The organism is Flexivirga sp. G2 (assembly GCF_055397625.1).
This window is the reverse complement of the sequence record NZ_AP039675.1, coordinates 845,796-861,101: the sequence shown is the minus strand read 5'-3', so window position 1 is coordinate 861,101 and position 15,306 is coordinate 845,796. Positions and strand designations below refer to the sequence as shown.

Below are 15,306 nucleotides of genomic sequence, written 5' to 3'. Positions count from 1 at the left end.
TCCCGTGATTCACACGTTGAATCTGAACTCGACGGCTCTCGACCGAATTACCAGGAGTTCGCTCTGACCAGGCCTTTTAGACATTGAATCTAAATTCGACCACGTCGCCGTCGGCCATGATGTAGTCCTTGCCCTCCATGCGGGCCTTGCCGTGCGAGCGCGCCTCGGCGACGGAGCCGAGCTCCATCAGGTCGTCATACGAGATGACCTCGGCCTTGATGAAGCCCTTCTGGAAGTCGGTGTGTATGACGCCCGCGGCCTGCGGCGCGGTCCAGCCGCGGTGGATGGTCCACGCGCGCGACTCCTTGGGTCCGGCCGTGAGATAGGTCTGCAGGCCGAGGGTGTTGAAGCCCTTGTGCGCCAGCTGCGCGAGGCCGGACTCGGTGGCACCAAAGCCTTCGAGCATCTCCAGCGCTTCCTCGTCGGACATGTCGGTCAGGTCCATCTCGAGCTTGGCGTTCAGGAAGATCGCCTCGGCCGGATCGACCAGCTTCTGCAAGGACGCCTGCAGGTCGGTGTCGGTCAGCTGGTCCTCGTCGACGTTGAAGACGTAGAGGAACGGCTTACCGGTCAGCAGTCCGAGCTCCTTGATCGGCGTGACGTCGAAACCCTTCGAGAACAACGTGTCTCCGGCCTCGAGGATCGCCTGTGCCTCCTTGGCACCATCGAGCACCGACTTGTCGGTCTTCTTGCCCTTGACCTCTTTCTCGAGGCGCGGCAGCGCCTTCTCCAGGGTCTGCATGTCGGCGAGGATCAACTCGGTGTTGATCGTCTCCATGTCCGACTCGGGCGAGACCTTGCCGTCGACGTGCACGACGTCGTCGTCGTTGAACACCCGGATGACCTGGCAGATCGCGTCCGCCTCGCGGATGTTGGCCAGGAACTTGTTGCCCAGACCCTCGCCCTCGGACGCACCGCGCACGATGCCGGCGATGTCGACGAAGGAGACGGTGGCCGGCACGGTCTTCTCGGAGGTGTAGAGCGCAGCCAGCTTGTCCAGCCGTTCGTCGGGCAGCGGCACCACCCCGATGTTCGGCTCGATCGTCGCGAACGGGTAGTTCGCGGCGAGCACGTTGTTCTTGGTCAGTGCGTTGAACATGGTCGACTTGCCGACGTTGGGAAGACCGACGATTCCGATAGTGAGTGCCACGGGATCAAGATTCTAGTGGTCGCGCGGGGTGCTTCGGTCCACGAGCACCTCCGGCAGGATGGAGCGGCACCGGCGCACGCGGATTTGTCCGGCGAGCGCGCCCGTGACAGCCTGAGGACGGGCCCGGATCTCGCGGCCCCCGGACGAGGGCGCCGTACCCGGAGTGCGACAAGACGGCCACTCGAAAGGTGTGCTGTCCCATGGCATGGATCGTTCTCGTCGTCTCCGGGATGTTGGAAGCCGTCTGGGCCACGGCGCTCGACAAGTCGCAAGGACTCTCCCGCGTCGTACCGGCCGTCGTCTTCGTCGCCGCACTGGCCGCGAGCATGACCGGACTCGCGATCGCGATGCGCAGCCTCCCGGTCGGCACCGCGTATGCCGTCTGGGTCGGCATCGGCGCCGTACTCACCGTCCTCTACGCGATGACCACCGGCACAGAGTCGGTCTCGATGATCAAGATCGCGCTGTTGCTCGGCATCATCGGCTGTGTCGTGGGGCTGAAACTGAGTCACTGATCCCCGGCCCGGCACCGTGCTGGCCATAGAGTGCGACGCATGCTGGTGCACCTGCGGCTCACCGTCCCGGCGGACCTGGCCGAGGATGTCACTCACCTGCTCGACTCGCGGTCGTGGGTGACGAACCTGGTCGTCCTGCCGGGCGTATGCCGCGAGCCACGCGGCGATCTCGTGGAATGTGACGCCGCCCGGGAGTCCGTCGACGAACTCGTCGATGCGCTCGGCGACCTCGGGCTGGGCGAGCGGGGCGGCATCGTCCTCAGCCGGCCGGCGAGCACGCCCTTCCGGCGGGCCGCGGAGCTCGAAGCTGCAGCACCCGGCGAACCGGACGACGCCGTGATCTGGGACGAAGTGCTCGAGACCGCAGCGAGTGCGAGCACGTCGACCGTCTCGTATCACGTGTTCCTCGTCATGGCGACGATCCTCGCGGCGATCGCCGTGGTCACCGACTCGTCCGTCCTCGTGGTCGGCGCAATGGTCGTCAGCCCGGACTTCGCACCGGTCGCGGCACTGTGCACAGGGGTCGTCTTCGCCCGCGCCCGTCTCGTATGGCGCAGCGCCACACTTCTCGTGACGTCGTTCGTCCTCGCGATCGCTGTGGTCACCATGCTCGGCCTGGTCGCCCGGACATCCGGACTGATCGACTCGGCGGACGTCACGCGCGCCCGCCCACAGACCGCGTTCATCTGGCACCCGGACCACTGGTCGTTCATCGTCGCCCTCATCGCCGGCTCCGTCGGCGTCCTGGCCATGACCACCGACAAGACCGCTGCGATGGTCGGCGTCTTCATCTCGGTGACCACGGTGCCCGCTGCGGGCAATCTCGCACTCGGGCTGGCGGCCTGGCAACGATCCGAGATCACCGGTTCGGCCAGTCAACTCGGCATCAACCTCGCCGGGCTCGTGCTGGCCGGAACCGTCACGCTGGCGATCCAGCGCCTGACCGGTCGGCACCTGACCCGCGTGACGCGACGCGCCCTCGGCCGACTTCCCCAGTGACCGGCGCAGCGACCCCGGAGGTGAGGTCGGCATGGCGACCGACGGTCGCATCGAGCGCCGCCAGCGCCAGCTCCAGGTTCTGCGCCGGCGTGATCGTGCGCTCCATGAGCACCGCCAGGGTCGTCTCGCGGACGAACGCGATCCAGCCGTCGAACGCCACCTCCGCGATCGGCCGAGCGGCGTCGCGACAGCCCGACGCGTCCAACACGACCTGACCCATCAATCGGAAATGCGTCGAAACCGGTTCTCGCACAGCCGAATCCGCGGCAACCGAGCTACGGTTTGCGATGAGCACGAGGTGCGGATGCACAGTGTAGAAGTCGAGGTATGCCGCCAGCTGTTGCGCCACCCATTCGCGCAGCGTGCCCGCGGCCGACGGGTCGGGCACGGCCCCGAGCTGCTCGTGCGCCCGCTGCCAGATCGCCGCGAAGTAGTCGGCCTTGGACGTGTAGTAGTGGTAGAGCAACGCCCTGGTCACCCCGGCGCGCCGGGCGATCTCGTCCATCGACAGCTCTTCGAACCGGCAGTCCTCGAAGATCGCCTCACCCACGTCCAGCAACTGCGCACGACGCTGCTCAGGAGTCATTCGTTGGCGGGTGGGCACGGGACTCCACCATAGTTCGACACGTTGCGTCCGTGTGGTCATCGCGCTATTTTACATTCGTAAAATAGCGCGGGAGGGACCCATGATCGCCACCATCGAACGAGGAGACCCGTCTCCGACCAGACCGCCGATCGTCTTCGTCCACGGTGCGATGCACGGCGCGTGGTCCTGGGACCAACACTTCCTGCCCTGGTTCGCCGCCCGCGGCTGGCACGTCGTGGCGCTCGACCTGCGCGGTCACGGGCGGAGTCCGTCAGCGATATCGGTGCTGCGCCTCAGCATTCGGGACTACCTCGACGACCTCAACGACGTCGTGGAACGGCTGACGCAACCGCCGATCCTCATCGGACATTCGCTGGGTGGTTTCGTCATACAGCGCTATCTCGAGACGTACACCGCGCCGGCCGCCGTTCTCGTCGGATCGACGCCGTGCAACGGTGCCATGCGGCTGACGCTGCGCGCCATCCGGCACAACCCGCCAGGGGCGCTGCGGACGCTCGCGACGCTGCGACTGTTGCCGCTCTTCGGGACACCCGAGGCGGCTCGGTACTGGTTCTTCTCCCCCGATGCTCCGGACGACGAGGTTGCCGACTACGCGCGGCGGCTGACCGACGAGAGCTTCCGTGCGGTCGTCGACACCGTCGTCCGACCCGTGCACACGAAGCGGGTCAGCAGTCCGCTGCTGGTGCTCGGCGGATCGCAGGACCGCACCGCCACACCCGCGGACGTGGCGTTCACCGCGCGACGCTACGGCGTCGAGCCGGTGTGCCTGGCCGGGCTGCCGCACGACCTGATGCTCGACGCCGGCTGGGAACGGGCGGCGACCCACATCGCGGAATGGCTCGACCGGACACTCGCCTGACGTGTCCTGCACGCCGTTGTCGGTGCCGGCTGCTTTGCTGCCTGCATGACCGGATTCGTGATCGGCGTTCTCGTCGGTGTGGTGCTCGCGGCGGGCCTCACCTGGGCCTTGCTGCGTCAGTCGTATGCCGCCCGCGGGGTCGCGCTGGCCACCGAACGCGACCTGCTGCGTGAGCGGGTGATCGATCTCGAGTCCACAGTGGCCGACGACCAGCAGACCGCAGCGGTGCTCGGGCCGCTCAGTGCAACGTTGGGTCGGGTGGAGCAGCAGGTCGCGACGCTCGAACGTGACCGGGTCGAGCAGTTCGGCGAGCTCGGCGAACGCCTGGCAGAGGTCGGTCGGGTCACCGGCGCATTGCACCAGGAGACAACGCAATTGGCGGGCGCCCTACGGGCGACCTCGACCGGAGGCACGTGGGGCGAGGTGCAGCTGCGTCGGGTGCTGGAGCACTCGGGGATGCTTGCGCACTGCGACTTCGAGGAGCAGGTGACGGCGGTCAGCCGCCACGACGCACGCATCCGCCCGGATGTCGTGGTGCGACTTCCCGGTGACCGGGTGCTGGTCATCGACAGCAAGGCACCGACCCGTTCGTTCCTCGACGCCCAGGCCGACGGCGTCGCACCGCACGAGCGTGATCGACTGCTCGACCAACACGCGAGGGCTCTCGTGCGACACGTGGATTCCCTTGCCGCCAAAGCCTATTGGAGCGCCTTCGAGCAGTCACCACAGCTCGTGGTCTGTTTCGTGCCTGCGGACGCGATGCTCGCGGCCGCGCTTCGGCAGGACCCCTCGTTGCTCGACCGCGCCATGTCACGCAAGGTCGTCCCGGCTTCTCCCAGCACGCTGCTCGCCCTGCTGCGCACCAGCGCCGCCGCGTGGCAACAGGACAGCCTGGCGCGCGGCGCACGGGAGCTGCTGACGCTCGGTCAGACCCTCTACGACCGGCTCGGCACGATGAGCCGCCACACGGCGCGCGTGGGCCAGTCCCTCACCAAGTCGGTCGAGGCTTACAACGCGATGGTCGGCACCCTGGAGTCCCGGGTGCTCGTCACGGCGCGACAGATGCACGCGCTCGGGCTCGCCCAGGACGCGCCGCCTGCAGAGCTGGCGGCCGTCGAGACCGCGCCGCGTCCGTTGACAGCGCACGAGCTCATCGATGCACTCGACGAAGAGGTGGCCCGCCCGACGCTGGATTTCGAGGCGCCACAACAACTTTCATCGCAACCCCGCGCGGCGTCGGACGCCCGAGACGCCGGCTGATCGAGTCGGTCAGCCGTCGGCCGACCAGCGGCTCGGTCGGTCGGTCAGTGCAAGGAGCCGGCGTCGTGCCGGACCTGAGCCGAGTCCTCCTGGCCACGGGCCTTGAGGTCACGGCGGAGTTCCGTCGGCAGCGCGAAGAGCAGGCTCTCCTCGGCGGCGGTGATCGTCTCGACGTCGGCATACCCGCGCTCGGCGAGGAAGGCGAGCACGTCGCGCACCAGGATCTCGGGCACCGAAGCGCCCGAGGTGACGCCGACCGTCGTCACGCCATCCAGCCAGCTGTCCTCGATCTCGTCCGCGTAGTCGACGAGGTGGCCGTCGCGCGCACCGTGCTCGAGGGCGACTTCCACCAGCCGCACCGAGTTCGACGAGTTGCGGCTACCGACGACGAGCATCAGATCGGCACGGGCCGCCATCTGCTTCACCGCCAGCTGGCGGTTCTGGGTCGCGTAGCAGATGTCGTCGGACGGCGGGTCCTCCAGGTTCGGGAAGCGCTGCTTGAGCCGGCGCACCGTTTCCATCGTCTCGTCGACCGACAGGGTGGTCTGGGAGAGCCAGACCAGCTTGTCGGGATGCTTCACCTCGACGGTGTCGGCGTGCTCCGGTGACTGCACCAGGATGATGTTGTCGGGAGCCTCACCGGCGGTGCCGACGACCTCCTCGTGTCCCTCGTGGCCGATGAGCAGGATGTCGTACTCGTCGGACGCGAAACGGGTCGCCTCCCGGTGGACCTTGGTGACCAACGGGCAGGTGGCGTCGATGGTCTTCAGGGACAACGCCTTCGCCTGCTCGCGCACCTCGGGCGCGATGCCGTGCGCCGAGAAGACGACGGTGGCGCCCTCCGGCACCTCGTCGGTCTCGTCGACGAAGATCGCTCCACGCTTCTCCAACGTCGCGACGACGTGCTTGTTGTGCACGATCTGCTTGCGCACGTAGACCGGCGGCCCGTAGAGGTCGAGGGACTTCTCCACGGTCACCACCGCACGGTCGACACCCGCGCAATAACCCCGCGGCGCCGCGAGCAGCACGCGCTTGGTCTGCTGGGCGGCGGCCTGGTCCGTGTCGGTCGCAGCGAGGGAAGTCATGTCCCCATGCTAGGTCGGTGGCGCGAGCGCACGAAACCGGCCGCTGTCACCCGGTCCCTGTCGCCCTGCCTGTCGTCATACCTTCCCGGCGAGCATGTCCATCAGCCGCTCGACGACCGAGCCGGAGCGCAATCCGTCGTGCTCGAACTCGTTGGTCACCCACGGCCGCACGTTGCCGACCCGGCGGGCCGTGTCCAGGGAGAGGTCGGCGTCGACATACATGTCGTCGAAGTAGACCGCGGCGACGACGGGGACGGTGTTGCCCGCGAGCCGGCTCTCGTCATACAGCGGTGGCCAGTCGTCGACGTTCGCGAGGACGTCGGCGGTCTCGGCGAACGGTTGCAGGAGCGGGATCTGGTCGAACATCCAGCGGAACATCGTCTCGCCGGTGAACAACAGCGGGTCCGCGTCCGCCGCGAACTCCGGCCGTGCGGCGAGTTCCTGGTCCGCTGCCCACCGGGTCGGCTTGCCGGGTGCGCCGTAGAGGTACTCCTGCAGCGCGTAGATCGGCCCGTTCGCGTATGACGTCTCCGTCATCACGGCCTGCCGGAACCGGTCCGAGATCTCGTCACCGTCCCAGGCGGTGTCCAGCAGCCAGTGGACGTGCTCGAAGCCGTAGCTCATCCCGAAGATGCTGCCGATCAGCCGGAAGCGTTCCGGGGTCAGCGATGACCCGTCCGGGAGCAGGACCTCGTGCGCGGCCAGGTGATCGGCGATCCGACGCACCGCAATCACGTCGTCCGGGTAACGGTCGTAGAACGCGGCGTTCTTGCGCGCGATCCGCGGGAAGGTGCGGGCGTAGACGTCCGCCGCGCTCGCCTGCACGCCGGCGAGGCCACCGGTCACCATGCACCCGGCGAGGCCCTCGGGCGCCTGGGACAGGTAGGTCAGCGTGATGAACCCGCCATAGCTCTGCCCGAGCGTGGTCCACGGCGTGCCGCCGGCGACCTGCTTCCGGAACACCTCGGCGTCCGCCACGATGCTGTCCGCGCGGAAGTGCCTCAGGTACGCCGCCACCTCCGTCGCCGACATGCCCGCGGTCGACCGAGCGGTCACCGGGGTGGACCGACCGCACCCACGCTGGTCGAGCAGCAGCACCCGGTATGTCTTGGTGACGTGGCCGAGCCAACCATCGGCCTTCATCGGTCGCGGGCTCTCGCCGCCGGGTCCTCCCTGCAGGAACACCAGCCACGGCAGGTCCTGGTCCGCCTTGTCGACGGCCACGGCCTCGCGCGCGAACACCTCGATCGTCGGACCACTCGGATCGGAGTGGTCCAGCGGCAGCTGCAGCGTGTGATCGGTCAGTGCGAGGCCGGGGATGCGGATCGTCATACAGCTGAGGCTAGGTCACCTCCGCCGCCTGTGTGACGGCCCTTCGACATACCCAACCTCTAGAGTTGCCACGTGACCCAGCCCCTGCCGGAGAAGGCCGCCGACACCACGGCCGAGCAGCCGTGGCCGGTGCGCAAGCTCTCGGTGAAGATCAGCGACTACGTCGACAAGATGTCGGCGCTCTGGGTCGAAGGGCAGATCGTCCAGCTCAACCGCCGGCCGGGTGCGCCCACGGCATACGTGACATTGCGCGACCCCGAGGTCGACATGTCCCTGTCGGTGACCGTCCATGTCAACACCCTCGACGCAATGGGTCCCGGCCTCCAGCAGGGTGCGCGCGTCGTCGTGCAGGCCAAGCCGCGGTTCTGGACCAAGCGCGGCTCGTTGCATCTCGACGCGCGACAGATGCGCCCGGTGGGTGTCGGCGAGTTGCTCGCCCGGCTCGAGCACCTCAAGCAGTTGCTCCGCAGCGAGGGACTCTTCGACGCCTCCCGCAAGAAGCCGTTGCCGTTCCTCCCGCACACGGTCGGCCTCATCTGTGGTCGCGCGAGCGCCGCCGAGAAGGACGTCGTCGAGAACGCCCGACGGCGTTGGCCCGCAACACAATTCGAGATCCGGCAGGTCGCGGTTCAAGGCCCCAACACGGTGCCGGAGGTGACTGCTGCACTCGCCGAGCTGGACGCCGCGCCACAGGTGCAGGTGATCGTGATCTCCCGCGGTGGTGGCGGATTCGAGGACCTGTTGCCGTTCAGCAACGAGGCACTGGTGCGCGCCGTCTCGTCCACCCGCACTCCGGTCGTCAGCGCGATCGGGCACGACGAGGACACGCCGCTGCTGGACTTCGTTGCCGACGTCCGTGCCTCCACGCCGACGGACGCGGCCAAGCGGGTGGTGCCCGACCTGCGGGACGAGCTGCGCGCACTGGCACAGCTGCGCGGCGCGGGTGCCCGGGCGCTGCAGCATCGTCTCGTCGCCGAGCGACGGCACCTCGACCAGTTGCGCAGCCGCCCCGTCCTGGTCGCACCGGAAACCATGGTCGCCACCCGGCGCGCGACCGTCGAGGCGCTCCGTGACCGGGCGCGGTCCCGGATGACGCATCGGCTCGATCGCGCGCACGACCAGGTCGGTCATCTGCGCGGCCAGTTGCGTGCGCTGTCCCCGCTGCAGACGCTCGAACGCGGGTATGCCGTCGTGCGCCATACCGACGGCGAGGTGGTCACCGACGTGGCGACCGTGGCGGCCGACGAGCTGCTGCGCGTGACCGTGGCCCGCGGCGACTTCGCGGTCCGCCCGGTCTCCTGAGTTCGATCTCCCGCGCCGCGTCGTCGGCGGCTTCTCCTACAGTGAGCCGTATGCCGAAGAAAGCCGCCGCTGACGACACCCCCGATGCCACCGGGGACGAGGCCAACGCGGATGTCGCCGAGCTCGGTTACGAGCAGGCACGCGACGAGCTGGCGTCCATCGTCAGCCGGCTGGAGGGCGGCACCGAGACGCTCGAGGAGTCGATGCGGCTCTGGGAGCGCGGCGAGGCGCTGGCGGCGCACTGCGAGCGCTGGCTGGACGGTGCACAGCGCACCATCACCGCGATGACGGACGGCGACGAGGACGACGCCGACGACTGAGGTCGGGTCAGGATGCGGGCTGCGTGGTCGGCCCGGACGTGGACAGCTGGCTCTTGCTGAGCGGTTTCAGTGACGCCGCGAACTCCTGCAACTGGGCCCAGTCCCCGGTGCCGGTCACGACCGTGGTCAACCCGGCGAGGTCCTGCGAGCAGACCAGGCTGCGCTCCCCGCCGTCGGAGCGTTGCAGCTTCGACCAGCGCACGCCGTTCACCGTCACGGACCCGGCGGGCGTGCTCGTGCTGGTCTGGGCGTCCACCCAGCTCGCCGCACCGTCCTTGGTCTGCACCACCCGGGCGTAGTCGTCGCCGGGTGCGTCATACCCGGCCTGCCAGGTGTCCGGCTGCTTGTCGGCCGACACGAGACGGACGTTGACCGGCTGCCAGCCCTTCGGCAGGCCGACCGCGACCGCCGGGTCCCAGTGCTTGCTCAGCCCGACCTCGCGCGCGATGCCGGCCACGTCAGCGGTCGGCTGCGTGGTGTTGCTGGCTCGCGGCACCCACGCCCACCAGATCAGGGCCGCGAGCATGACCAGGACCATAGAGATGATCATGCTGCGCGCCGAGCCCAGACCGCGGCGGCGCGGGGCGGGCTGTTCGGCGGGCGCCCGGCCGACGGGCGACTGCGGCGTCGTGCCGGTGCCGCCGGCCGGGGTTTCACTTTCGCTCACGCCTCTCATCGTCCCAAACGGCCGGTGGCACGTCGCGCCCCGGCCCGGAGTGAGCGCCCGATAGAGTCGAGGCCGAACCCGCCCGAGTTCTCCGAGGAGATTCCATGCCGTCGAACGAAGTCACCCCGGAAGCCACTGCGGCGGTCCCGGACCGCAACCTCGCGCTCGAGTTGGTGCGCGTCACCGAGGCGGCCGCGATGGCCGGCGGTCGGTGGGTCGGCCGTGGCGACAAGAACGCCGCCGACGGCGCCGCCGTGGCCGCGATGCGACACCTGATCTCGTCCGTCTCGATGAGCGGCGTGGTCGTGATCGGCGAGGGCGAGAAGGATGACGCGCCCATGCTGTTCAACGGCGAGAAGGTCGGCGACGGCACCGGACCGCACGTCGACGTGGCGGTCGACCCGATCGACGGCACCACGCTGACCGCCAAGGGAATGACCAACGCGGTCTCGGTGATGGCCGTGAGCGAGCGCGGTTCGATGTACGACCCGAGCGCGGTCTTCTACATGGACAAGCTGGCGACCGGACCGGAGGCCGCCGACGTCGTCGACATCCGCCTGCCCGTCGCCGAGAACATCCGCCGCGTCGCCAAGGCGAAGCACGGGTCGGTCTCCGACGTGACCGTGGTGCTGCTCGACCGCCCCCGGCACCAGAAGCTGGCGGAGGAGATCCGCGCCGCCGGCGCACGCATCCGCTACATCTCCGACGGCGACGTCGCCGGGTCGATCATGGCCGCGCGACCGGACACCGGCATCGACCTGCTGCTCGGCATCGGCGGCACCCCCGAAGGCATCATCAGCGCGTGTGCGATGAAGTGCACCGGTGGTGTGCTTCAGGGACGCCTGTGGCCCAAGGACGACGACGAGCGCCAGCGTGCGACCGACGCCGGTCATGATCTCGACGCCGTGCTGACCACCGACGATCTGGTGAAGGGCGACAACTGCTTCTTCGTCGCGACCGGCATCACCGACGGCGAGTTGCTGCGCGGCATCCGCTACAAGGGCGGTGGCTGCACCACGCACTCGTTGGTCATGCGGTCCAAGAGCGGCACCATCCGCTCCATCGAGGCCGTGCACCCGATGCGCAAACTGGAGCAGCTCAGCGGCGGTCTGCTGAATGCGTGACGGGTCGCCCGGCGTGGTGGACACCCTGGTCATCGGTGAAGCACTCATCGACATCGTGCGTCCCGTCGACGGCGCGCCGCAGGAGCACGTCGGTGGTAGCCCGCTGAACGTCGCCATCGGGCTGGCGCGGCTCGGGCATCCCGCCCGGCTCGCGGCATACCTCGCCGATGACGCGTACGGTCAGCAGATCCAGGAGCACCTGGCAGCCGACGGCGTCAGCCTCGTCGAGGGCAGTTTGAGCGCCGACCGAACGCCCACGGCTGTCGCTACTCTGGACGAAACCGGCTCTGCCACCTACGAGTTCGACTTGACGTGGGACCTCCCCTACCCGTTGCCGACCGATGTCGGACACCTGCACACCGGCTCGATCGCGGCCGCTCTGCAGCCCGGCGCGGAGAAGGTCGCCGAGGCGATGCTCGCGGCGCGCGACCACGCGACAGTGTCGTTCGACCCGAACCCACGTCCGACGCTGATCGGCGCAGCGCACGACGTTCGCTCGCAATTGGAGCAACTCGTCGGCTACTCCGACGTGGCCAAAGCCAGCGACGAGGACATCGCCTGGCTGTATGGCGCGGACGTCGACCCCGGCCAGGTGCTTGCCCTGTGGGGCCAGCTCGGCCCGTCCCTGGTGGTCATGACCCGCGGCGGCGACGGTGCACTGATGCACGTCACCGCCACCGGCGAGACCGAATCCGTAGCCGGCAGAAGCGTTTCCGTGGCCGACACGGTCGGCGCCGGTGACTCCTTCCAGTCCGGCCTGTTGTCCGGCCTGCTCGACGCCGGGCTACTGGGGTCGACCGACGCTCGGCAGCGTTTGCGCACCGCCACCGCCGCCGACCTGCGGCCCGCCGTCGATCGCGCGATCGCGACGTCCGCCGTCACCGTCTCCCGCGCCGGCGCGAACCCGCCCACGCGCGACGAGCTGGACTGACGCGCGACCCGCCGCGCCGCCGCCGTGCGCAAACCTCGACGGTCGAAGGTTAGGTACCGGTCCGACGGTCGACACGGGGTGCCTCAGCGGGGCCGGATCGACAGGTCTTCCACGGACGCTTCCGGCGGGGCGGTCAGCACGAATCGCACTGCCGATGCTACGGATTCCGGACGCAGGTAGTCAGTCTCGTCATACTCGCCACCTTCGAAGTCGCGCAGTTCGCGCTGCATGTCGGTCGCGACGCGACCCGGGTAGACGGTCGATACGCGGACGCCGTGCGAGCGCTCCTCCTGGCGCAGGCCGTCGGCGAAGGCACGTACGGCGAACTTCGATGCCGAGTAGAGGCTCCCCTGCGCACTGGACCGGAGCCCGGAGCCCGAGTTCACGACGACGACCGTCCCGCCGCCCGCGCGCAACTTCGGCAGCAGCAGACGGGTCAGGTCAGCGACGGCGACGACGTTCACCTCGAGCGTATGGCGCCAGGCATCGCGCGCGAGTTCCGCGACCGCACCGCTGCCGAGGACACCCGCCGAGTGGACGACCCCTGCCAACCCAGCAACAGAGTCGAGCGAATCCACAGCAGCAGCAACGGAATCCGCATCGGTGAGGTCCGCGACGAAGGGTTGCGCGCGAGGGAGCTCACCACACACCGCACGAACCGCGGCGTCGTCCCGGCCACCGATCAACAGATCGTGATCCTCGGCGAGCGCATCGGCGACGGCGCGACCGATGCCACGCGTGGCTCCGGTGATCAGTACGACGGGACGCGTCTCAGCAGTCATGCCTCCACGGTATGGCGCGTGGGTGTCCTCGTGTCGGTCCGGGCAGGGTTTCGAGACGCTCGTACCTCGCTCCTCAACCACCACACCGCGGAGTTTCGAGACGCTCATACCTCGTTCCTCAACCACCACACCGCGAGGTTTCGAGACGCTCGTACCTCGCTCCTCAACCATCACTCGCAACGAAACATCCCAGGGACCAGAAGTCCCTGGGATGTTTCGTTGGAACGCAGTTCGGGCTACGCAGACTTCTCCGACTGCTCGGCGTCGCGCTTGCGGGCCCGCTCCAGCGCCGCCTTGCGCATCTTCTCGGAGTCGGCGGCGATCTCGGTAGCCTTGGCCTCGTCACGGGTGAGGTTGTCACCCGTGTGCGGGTCGAAGACGTGCATCGATGCCGGGTTGAACGCCAGCTGCGCTTCGTCGCCCTCGAGCACCCGCGAGCGCGGGTCGAGGTTGACGATCATCTGGGTGCGCAGCCCCTCACCGTCGAGGTCACGGTCCAGCTCCTCGAGCTGGTCGCGCACCGATCCGTCGGCCTCGTAGGGGATGTAGGCGTACTGCTCGTTGCCGAGCCACTCGGTCTGGTCGACGACGGCGCTGAACTTCACCGAGTGCTCCGGACCCGACTCGACCGTCGTGTCCTTCAGGTGCTCGGGACGCAGGCCGACGATCACGACGTCCTTGCCCTTGACCTTTTCCGCGAGCGCGCCGTCGACCGGCACATCGACGAACGGCAACTTCAGCGTGCTGCCCTCCACCTTGGCCGGCAGGAAGTTCATCGGCGGCGAGCCGATGAAGCCCGCGACGAACAGATTGACCGGTTGCTCGTAGAGCTCACGCGGGGACGCAACCTGTTGCAGCACACCACGTTTCAGGACACAGACCCGGTCGCCCAGCGTCATGGCCTCGGTCTGGTCGTGCGTGACGTAGACCGTGGTGATGCCGAGTCGGCGTTGCATGCGGGCGATCTCGGTGCGCATCTGCCCACGCAGCTTGGCGTCCAGGTTGGACAACGGCTCGTCGAAGAGGAAGGCGTCCGCCTCCCGCACGATGGCCCGACCCATCGCGACGCGCTGGCGCTGACCACCGGACAGGTTGCCCGGCTTGCGTTCCAGGTGCTCGTCCAACTCCAGCATGCTGGAGGCCTCACGCACCTTCCGGTCGATCTCCTCGTTGCTGTGCTTGCCCTTCTGCAACCGCAGCGGGAACGCGATGTTCTCGAAGACGGTCAGGTGCGGGTAGAGCGCGTAGTTCTGGAACACCATCGCGAGGTTCCGGTCACGCGGCGCGAGGTCGTTGACCCGCTTTCCGTCGATCTCCATGTCACCGGACGTGATGTCCTCCAGGCCGACGATCATCCGCAGCAGCGTGGACTTACCGCAGCCGGACGGGCCGACGAGTATGACGAATTCGCCGTCCTTGATGTCCAGATTGACGTCGTTGACGGCCGGGAAGCCATCGCCGTACTTCTTGACAATGTGCTTGAGTTCGATGCTTGACATTGATCTCTCTCCTTTGCAAGGGCGTCAGCCCTTGACAGCGCCTGAGGTGAGTCCGGCAACGATCCGCCGCTGGAAGACCAGGACGAGGATCACGACGGGAATGGTGACGACGACCGCAGCAGCACAGATGGCACCGGTCGGTTGGACGAACTGGCTGGCGCCGGTGAAGAAGTTCAGCGCCGCAGGAACGGTCTGCGCGTTCTGTGCCGTCAGGTTCGACGAGAACACGAAGTCGTTCCAGGCCGTGAAGAAGGCGATGATCGCCGTCGTGAAGACACCCGGTGCAGCCAACGGCGCCACGACCTTCACGAAGGCCTGCCAACTGGTCGCGCCGTCGACCTGCGCGGCCTGTTCCATCTCCCACGGGATCTGCTGGAAGAACGCCGACAGGGTCCAGATGGACAGCGGCAGCGTCAATGCGAGGTACGGGATGATCAGGCCGGGGATCGTGTCGAAGAGACCGACCTGCCGCCACAGGTTGAACAACGGCGTGACCATCGCGATCACCGGGAAGAACGACACGGCAAGAGCAGTGGTCAGGATCAGCTTCTTGCCCGGGAAGTCCAGCCGGGAGATCGCGTAGGCACAGAACGTCGCGAGGATGACGCTGATGACGGTCGCGACCACACACACGATGATCGAGTGCCACAGCGCCGGCACGAACAGATCGGACGCCCCGCCGGAGAAGATCAGCTTGTAGTTGTCCCAGCTGATGTGCTTCGGCCAGAAGTTGCCGAGGATGTTCTGGCTCGAATCACCTAGCGCCGCAGTGCTTTTCAACGACGTGGCCAGGATCCACAGCAGTGGTATGACGGTCCAGATCATGATGACGATCGAGACGATGCCGAGGCCGTTCTTGGCCTTGGTACTCATG

At 67.9% G+C, this 15,306-nt stretch carries 16 protein-coding genes and 1 riboswitch; of the genes, 8 read left to right on the top strand and 8 right to left on the bottom strand.

The window, feature by feature from the left end; all coding sequences use genetic code 11:
* Positions 1-76: 76 nt before the first annotated feature.
* The gene (ychF, locus tag ACZ50J_RS04335; protein WP_464300044.1) at positions 77-1,150 is read right to left on the bottom strand and encodes a redox-regulated ATPase YchF; all 1,074 of its coding nucleotides are present in this window, start codon (positions 1,148-1,150) and stop codon (positions 77-79) included.
* Positions 1,151-1,266: 116 nt separating this feature from the next.
* Positions 1,267-1,332, top strand: a riboswitch (guanidine-III (ykkC-III) riboswitch).
* Between the two features lie 18 nt (positions 1,333-1,350).
* Between ychF and ACZ50J_RS04330 the strand changes: the two genes are divergently transcribed.
* Entirely contained in the window at positions 1,351-1,665 is a 315-nt protein-coding gene (locus tag ACZ50J_RS04330; RefSeq protein ID WP_464300043.1) for a DMT family transporter, read from the top strand.
* Positions 1,666-1,704: 39 nt separating this feature from the next.
* Positions 1,705-2,664 (top strand): DUF389 domain-containing protein, encoded by a 960-nt coding sequence (locus tag ACZ50J_RS04325; RefSeq protein WP_464300042.1) that lies wholly within the window; start codon positions 1,705-1,707, stop codon positions 2,662-2,664.
* On the opposite strand, the gene ACZ50J_RS04320 is transcribed toward ACZ50J_RS04325, so the two are convergent.
* Positions 2,585-3,268: a TetR/AcrR family transcriptional regulator gene (locus tag ACZ50J_RS04320; RefSeq protein ID WP_464300041.1), complete on the bottom strand. Its 684-nt coding sequence runs from the start codon at positions 3,266-3,268 to the stop codon at positions 2,585-2,587. The genes ACZ50J_RS04325 and ACZ50J_RS04320 overlap by 80 nt on opposite strands.
* A gap of 82 nt (positions 3,269-3,350) precedes the next feature.
* Here ACZ50J_RS04320 and ACZ50J_RS04315 point away from each other — a divergent pair, with 82 nt between their 5' ends.
* Positions 3,351-4,130, top strand: coding sequence for an alpha/beta hydrolase (locus tag ACZ50J_RS04315; protein WP_464300040.1), 780 nt, complete (start codon positions 3,351-3,353; stop codon positions 4,128-4,130).
* Positions 4,131-4,175: 45 nt separating this feature from the next.
* Entirely contained in the window at positions 4,176-5,390 is a 1,215-nt protein-coding gene (locus ACZ50J_RS04310) for a DNA recombination protein RmuC (protein WP_464300039.1), read from the top strand.
* Between the two features lie 44 nt (positions 5,391-5,434).
* On the opposite strand, the gene ACZ50J_RS04305 is transcribed toward ACZ50J_RS04310, so the two are convergent.
* Together ACZ50J_RS04305 and ACZ50J_RS04300 are read right to left on the bottom strand one after the other, a co-directional pair.
* Positions 5,435-6,475: a 4-hydroxy-3-methylbut-2-enyl diphosphate reductase gene (locus ACZ50J_RS04305; protein ID WP_464300038.1), complete on the bottom strand. Its 1,041-nt coding sequence runs from the start codon at positions 6,473-6,475 to the stop codon at positions 5,435-5,437.
* Between the two features lie 75 nt (positions 6,476-6,550).
* Positions 6,551-7,807, bottom strand: a complete 1,257-nt coding sequence (locus ACZ50J_RS04300; RefSeq protein WP_464300037.1) for an alpha/beta fold hydrolase — start codon at positions 7,805-7,807, stop codon at positions 6,551-6,553.
* A gap of 72 nt (positions 7,808-7,879) precedes the next feature.
* Here ACZ50J_RS04300 and xseA point away from each other — a divergent pair, with 72 nt between their 5' ends.
* Complete coding sequence (gene xseA, locus ACZ50J_RS04295; protein WP_464300036.1) at positions 7,880-9,109, top strand: exodeoxyribonuclease VII large subunit; 1,230 nt, start codon at positions 7,880-7,882, stop codon at positions 9,107-9,109.
* 50 nt (positions 9,110-9,159) lie between these two features.
* Positions 9,160-9,429: an exodeoxyribonuclease VII small subunit gene (locus ACZ50J_RS04290; protein ID WP_464300035.1), complete on the top strand. Its 270-nt coding sequence runs from the start codon at positions 9,160-9,162 to the stop codon at positions 9,427-9,429.
* Between the two features lie 7 nt (positions 9,430-9,436).
* Here ACZ50J_RS04290 and ACZ50J_RS04285 read toward each other — a convergent pair whose 3' ends face one another.
* Complete coding sequence (locus tag ACZ50J_RS04285; RefSeq protein WP_464300034.1) at positions 9,437-10,096, bottom strand: DUF4245 domain-containing protein; 660 nt, start codon at positions 10,094-10,096, stop codon at positions 9,437-9,439.
* Between the two features lie 104 nt (positions 10,097-10,200).
* Here ACZ50J_RS04285 and glpX point away from each other — a divergent pair, with 104 nt between their 5' ends.
* Together glpX and ACZ50J_RS04275 are read left to right on the top strand one after the other, a co-directional pair.
* Entirely contained in the window at positions 10,201-11,220 is a 1,020-nt protein-coding gene (gene glpX / locus ACZ50J_RS04280) for a class II fructose-bisphosphatase (protein ID WP_464300033.1), read from the top strand.
* On the top strand, positions 11,213-12,151 hold the full coding sequence (locus ACZ50J_RS04275) for a carbohydrate kinase family protein (protein WP_464300032.1): 939 nt from the start codon (positions 11,213-11,215) through the stop codon (positions 12,149-12,151). The genes glpX and ACZ50J_RS04275 overlap by 8 nt, the downstream gene beginning before the upstream one ends.
* Before the next feature lie 83 nt (positions 12,152-12,234).
* Here ACZ50J_RS04275 and ACZ50J_RS04270 read toward each other — a convergent pair whose 3' ends face one another.
* The 3 genes from ACZ50J_RS04270 to ACZ50J_RS04260 all read right to left on the bottom strand — a co-directional run bounded on the left by ACZ50J_RS04270 (position 12,235) and on the right by ACZ50J_RS04260 (position 15,305).
* Positions 12,235-12,933 carry an SDR family oxidoreductase gene (locus tag ACZ50J_RS04270; protein ID WP_464300031.1) on the bottom strand — a complete coding sequence of 233 codons (699 nt, stop codon included), beginning with the start codon at positions 12,931-12,933 and terminating at the stop codon, positions 12,235-12,237.
* 236 nt (positions 12,934-13,169) lie between these two features.
* Positions 13,170-14,432 (bottom strand): ABC transporter ATP-binding protein, encoded by a 1,263-nt coding sequence (locus tag ACZ50J_RS04265; protein ID WP_464300030.1) that lies wholly within the window; start codon positions 14,430-14,432, stop codon positions 13,170-13,172.
* Between the two features lie 24 nt (positions 14,433-14,456).
* Positions 14,457-15,305 carry a carbohydrate ABC transporter permease gene (locus ACZ50J_RS04260; RefSeq protein ID WP_464300029.1) on the bottom strand — a complete coding sequence of 283 codons (849 nt, stop codon included), beginning with the start codon at positions 15,303-15,305 and terminating at the stop codon, positions 14,457-14,459.
* Position 15,306: the final 1 nt, after the last annotated feature.

Excerpts from the sequence above, each read along its gene's own strand:
- ACZ50J_RS04270 (WP_464300031.1), bottom strand. The coding sequence starts at position 12,933 with ATGACTGCTGAGACGCGTCCCGTCGTACTGATCACCGGAGCCACGCGT.
- ACZ50J_RS04310 (WP_464300039.1), top strand. The coding sequence starts at position 4,176 with ATGACCGGATTCGTGATCGGCGTTCTCGTCGGTGTGGTGCTCGCGGCG.
- ACZ50J_RS04315 (WP_464300040.1), top strand. The coding sequence starts at position 3,351 with ATGATCGCCACCATCGAACGAGGAGACCCGTCTCCGACCAGACCGCCG.
- ACZ50J_RS04265 (WP_464300030.1), bottom strand. The coding sequence starts at position 14,432 with ATGTCAAGCATCGAACTCAAGCACATTGTCAAGAAGTACGGCGATGGC.
- ACZ50J_RS04305 (WP_464300038.1), bottom strand. The coding sequence starts at position 6,475 with ATGACTTCCCTCGCTGCGACCGACACGGACCAGGCCGCCGCCCAGCAG.
- ACZ50J_RS04275 (WP_464300032.1), top strand. The coding sequence starts at position 11,213 with ATGCGTGACGGGTCGCCCGGCGTGGTGGACACCCTGGTCATCGGTGAA.
- glpX (WP_464300033.1), top strand. The coding sequence starts at position 10,201 with ATGCCGTCGAACGAAGTCACCCCGGAAGCCACTGCGGCGGTCCCGGAC.
- ACZ50J_RS04260 (WP_464300029.1), bottom strand. The coding sequence starts at position 15,305 with ATGAGTACCAAGGCCAAGAACGGCCTCGGCATCGTCTCGATCGTCATC.
- ACZ50J_RS04300 (WP_464300037.1), bottom strand. The coding sequence starts at position 7,807 with ATGACGATCCGCATCCCCGGCCTCGCACTGACCGATCACACGCTGCAG.
- ACZ50J_RS04325 (WP_464300042.1), top strand. The coding sequence starts at position 1,705 with ATGCTGGTGCACCTGCGGCTCACCGTCCCGGCGGACCTGGCCGAGGAT.
- ACZ50J_RS04290 (WP_464300035.1), top strand. The coding sequence starts at position 9,160 with ATGCCGAAGAAAGCCGCCGCTGACGACACCCCCGATGCCACCGGGGAC.
- ACZ50J_RS04330 (WP_464300043.1), top strand. The coding sequence starts at position 1,351 with ATGGCATGGATCGTTCTCGTCGTCTCCGGGATGTTGGAAGCCGTCTGG.